Here is a 3,833-nt window from a genome sequence, read left to right as displayed (position 1 = left end):
CCCGCCCGCCCCGGCCCCCGTGCCGGGAGTCGACTGCCGGGCGGTGAGCTGACCCGTGGCCGCCCCCGTACCCGGAACGCAGGCGGCTCCGGCCCCGCCCCGCCGCGGCAAGGAGCTCGTCCTGCTGGTCGCCGCCTCGGTGATCGTCGGATTCGCACTGCTGCTGGTCCAGCTGGCCCAGGAGCAGGAACTCAGCCTCACACTGCTCTGGCTCACCCTCGCCTACCTCGGTCTGTGCGGCGGCGCCCACCTGCTGATCCGGTGGTTGGCCCCCTTCTCGGACCCGGTGCTCCTGCCGGCCGTCGCCCTGCTCAACGGCCTGGGCCTGGTGCTGATCTACCGCCTCGACCTGGCGTACGCGGCGCGCGCCGTGGCCAACGGCACCGACCCGCCGGGGATGGACGTCACCCGGCAGCTGCTGTGGACCCTCATCGGGCTGGCCTTCATGGCGGCCGTGTTGTACTTCCTCCGGGACCACCGGGTGCTGTCCCGGTACGGCTACACCATGGGTTTCGCCGGCCTGGTGTTGCTGGCGATCCCGGCGGTGCTGCCCGCCCGGTTCTCCGAGATCAACGGCGCCAAGAACTGGATCATCCTGCCCGGCTTCACCATCCAGCCCGGCGAGTTCGCCAAGATCCTGCTCATCATCTTCTTCGCCTCGATCCTGGTCGAGAAGCGGGAGCTGTTCACCAGCGCCGGTCGGCGGATCCTCGGCGTGGACCTGCCCCGCGGGCGTGACCTCGGGCCGATCATCGTGGCGTGGTTCCTGTCCCTGGGCGTGCTGGTGTTCAACACGGACCTCGGCATGGCGCTCCTGCTCTTCGCCACCGTGCTCACCATGCTCTACGTGGCCACGGAGCGCGTCAGCTGGTTGCTCATCGGCGTGGTGCTGGTGGGTATCGGTGGCGTGCTGGCCTACGCCCTCTTCGGGCACGTGCGGGTGCGGTTCCAGATCTGGCAGGACCCCTTCGCCTACTTCGACACCGGCGGTTATCAGAGCTCGCAGGCACTGTTCGGTCTCGCCTCCGGCGGCATGGGCGGCACCGGACTCGGCAACGGGCGGCCGGACCAGGTGCCGTTCGCGGGCACCGACTTCATCACCTCCACGATCGGCGAGGAACTGGGCCTGATCGGCCTCGCCGCCGTGCTGATGATCTACACGATCATCGTCCTGCGCGGGATCCGCGTGGGTCTGACCATCAGGGACAGCTTCGGCAAACTCGTCGCCGTCGGCCTGGCCTTCACCGTGGCCATCCAGGTGTTCGTGGTGGTCGGCGGGGTCTCCACCCTCATCCCGCTCACCGGGCTCACCCTGCCCTTCATGGCCTACGGCGGGTCGAGCCTGCTCGCCAACTACGCCCTGCTGGCCATCCTGCTCCGGTTGTCGGACGACGCCCGGCGGCCGCTGCCGACCCCGCGTCAGACACCCGCGCTCGCCGAGGCCGCCACGGGCATGATGCGGACCCCGCTGCTGGCCCGCGTCCGGAAGTCCGGGTGAGCGCCGCGTGAACGCCGCCATCCGCAGGATCGCGATCGCCGCCATCGTCATGGTGGTCGCGCTGCTCCTCCAGCTCACCTGGGTGCAGGTCTTCCGCGCCGACGACCTGCGCGCCGACCCCCGCAACACCCGGATGCTGCTCGACGAGTACTCCCGCCAGCGCGGGCAGATCACCGCCGGCGGCCGGGTGCTGGCCATGTCGGTCCCCTCCGAGGGCAGGTACGAGTTCGAGCGCACCTATCCCACCGGTCCGACCGCGTTCGGCCCGACGGTCGGGTACTACTCCCTGCAGTTCGCCACCTCGGGGATCGAACAGTCCCAGGACGCGTTCCTCAACGGGTCCGACCCGCGGCTGCTCTCCCAGCGCATCTCGGGGCTCATCTCCGGGCGCACCCCCCAGGGCGGTTCGGTGGAGCTGACGCTCGACCCCGTCGCCCAGGAGGTCGCCTACGCGGCGCTGCAGCGGGGCGCGGGCCAGGGACCCTTCGTGGGTTCCGTGGCGGCGGTCCGACCCTCCACCGGCGAGGTCCTGGCGCTGGCCTCCAGCCCGTCCTTCGATCCCAACGCCCTGTCCAGCCAGGAGCAGACCGTCCGCACGCAGGAGATGGCGCGGATCGAGCAGAGCCCCGACCGGCCGCTGCTCAACCACGCCACCCAGCAGTCCCTGCCTCCCGGGTCCACCATGAAGGTCATCACCACCGCCGCCGCCCTCGAGTCCGGGATGGGACCGGAGACCCCGGTCTCCGGCGCGGACCGCACCCTGCTGCCCGGGACCTCCACGTTCCTGCAGAACTACGCCGGCCAGGCCTGCGGGGGCGGCACCGTGACCCTCCGCACCGCGTTCGAGCTCTCCTGCAACGTGCCCTTCGTGGAGCTCAGCCAGGAGATCGGTGCCGACGCGTTCACCGAGATGGCCGAGCGCTTCGGTGTGGACGGCGGTGAGCCGGACGAGCTCGGGATCCCCGCGGCGCCGTCCGGGCTCGGCCAGATGGAGGACGCCGCCCAGCTCGCCATGAGCTCGATCGGTCAGAGCGATGTCCGCATGACCACGCTGCAGAACGCCATGGTGGCCGCGACCGTGTCCAACGGCGGGGTGCGTATGCAGCCGAAGCTGATCCGTTCGCTCACGGCGCCGGACCTCTCCGTGGTGCAGGGGTTCACCCCCGAGGACGCCGGACGCGCCCTCACCGACGAGCAGGCCGGCACCCTCACCGAGCTCATGGAGGGCGCGGAGCGCAACGCCGGGGGCGGCCTGCCCGGGGTGACCATCGCCTCCAAGACCGGCACCGCGGAGCACGGCGTGGACGCCGCGGAGTCCGTCCCCTACACCTGGTACATCGCGTTCGTACCCGGGCAGGACGTGGCCGTGGCCGTGGCGATCGAATCCGGGCCGGGCGTCACCCGCGACACGGTGGGCTCCACCTACGCCGCACCCATCGGGCGCGAGGTCCTCGGTGCCCTCCTCGGGGGAGCCGGATGAGCCTCAACTCCGGAGCGCTCCTGTCCGGCCGGTACCGCCTGTTGCGCCTGATCGCCACGGGCGGGATGGGTCAGGTCTGGGAGGCCGCCGACGCGGTGCTGGACCGGCACGTGGCGGTCAAGGTGCTCAAGGCCGAGTTCTCCTCCGACCAGGAGTTCGTGGAGCGGTTCCGATCCGAGGCCAAGGTGACGGCGCGGATCTCCCACCCGGGGATCGCGACGGTCTACGACTACGGCCAGATCGACGACCCGGCCTCGGGCAGTCCACTGTCCTACCTGGTCATGGAGCTCGTGGTGGGCGAGCCGCTGTCCGACGTCCTGTCCCGCGAGGGGTCGCTCCCGCTGCGCCACACGCTCGACATGCTCGAGCAGACCGGTCGCGCACTCAACGCCGCACACGCGATCGGGTTGGTGCACCGGGACGTCAAGCCGGGCAACATCCTCATCACGCCCTCCGGGCAGGTCAAGCTCACCGACTTCGGCATCGCCAAGTCGATGGGGTCCGCGGCGGTCACGCAGGCCGGGATGGTCGTGGGCACCGCCCAGTACATCGCCCCCGAGCAGGCCATGGGCCACGAGACCACCCCGGCCGGGGACGTGTACTCGCTCGGCGTGGTGGGGTACGAGTGCGTCTCCGGGCGCAGGCCGTTCGTGGCCGACTCGCCGGTGAGCGTGGCGATGATGCACGTCCGGGAGACGCCGCCCCCGCTGCCCGACTCGGTGCCGCCGCCGGTCCGCAGGCTCCTCGCCGACGCCATGGTCAAGGATCCGACTCGTCGGTACCCGGACGGCGAGGCCTTCGCCGAGGCGGTGGCCGACGTGCGCGCCGGTCGCGATCCCCGACCGCCGGGGGCGT

The 3,833-nt window shown here is 71.3% G+C and carries 3 protein-coding genes; all 3 read left to right on the top strand.

Going from position 1 to position 3,833, the window contains the following annotated elements:
• Positions 1 to 55 precede the first annotated feature (55 nt).
• Positions 56 to 1,498: an FtsW/RodA/SpoVE family cell cycle protein gene (locus tag G6018_RS12190; RefSeq protein WP_182610726.1), complete on the top strand. Its 1,443-nt coding sequence runs from the start codon at positions 56 to 58 to the stop codon at positions 1,496 to 1,498.
• 7 nt (positions 1,499 to 1,505) lie between these two features.
• The gene (locus G6018_RS12185; RefSeq protein WP_182616176.1) at positions 1,506 to 2,978 is read left to right on the top strand and encodes a penicillin-binding protein 2; all 1,473 of its coding nucleotides are present in this window, start codon (positions 1,506 to 1,508) and stop codon (positions 2,976 to 2,978) included.
• Positions 2,975 to 3,833, top strand: an 859-nt coding sequence (locus G6018_RS12180) for a serine/threonine-protein kinase (RefSeq protein WP_182639736.1), incomplete at its 3' end; no start/stop codon positions are given. The genes G6018_RS12185 and G6018_RS12180, both read left to right, overlap by 4 nt.

It is taken from the genome of Dietzia sp. DQ11-44 (assembly GCF_014145205.1).
GTDB classification, from domain to species: domain Bacteria; phylum Actinomycetota; class Actinomycetes; order Mycobacteriales; family Mycobacteriaceae; genus Dietzia; species Dietzia natronolimnaea.
The sequence above is the reverse complement of the archived record's forward strand: the minus strand, read 5'-3'. Positions and strand labels throughout refer to the sequence as shown.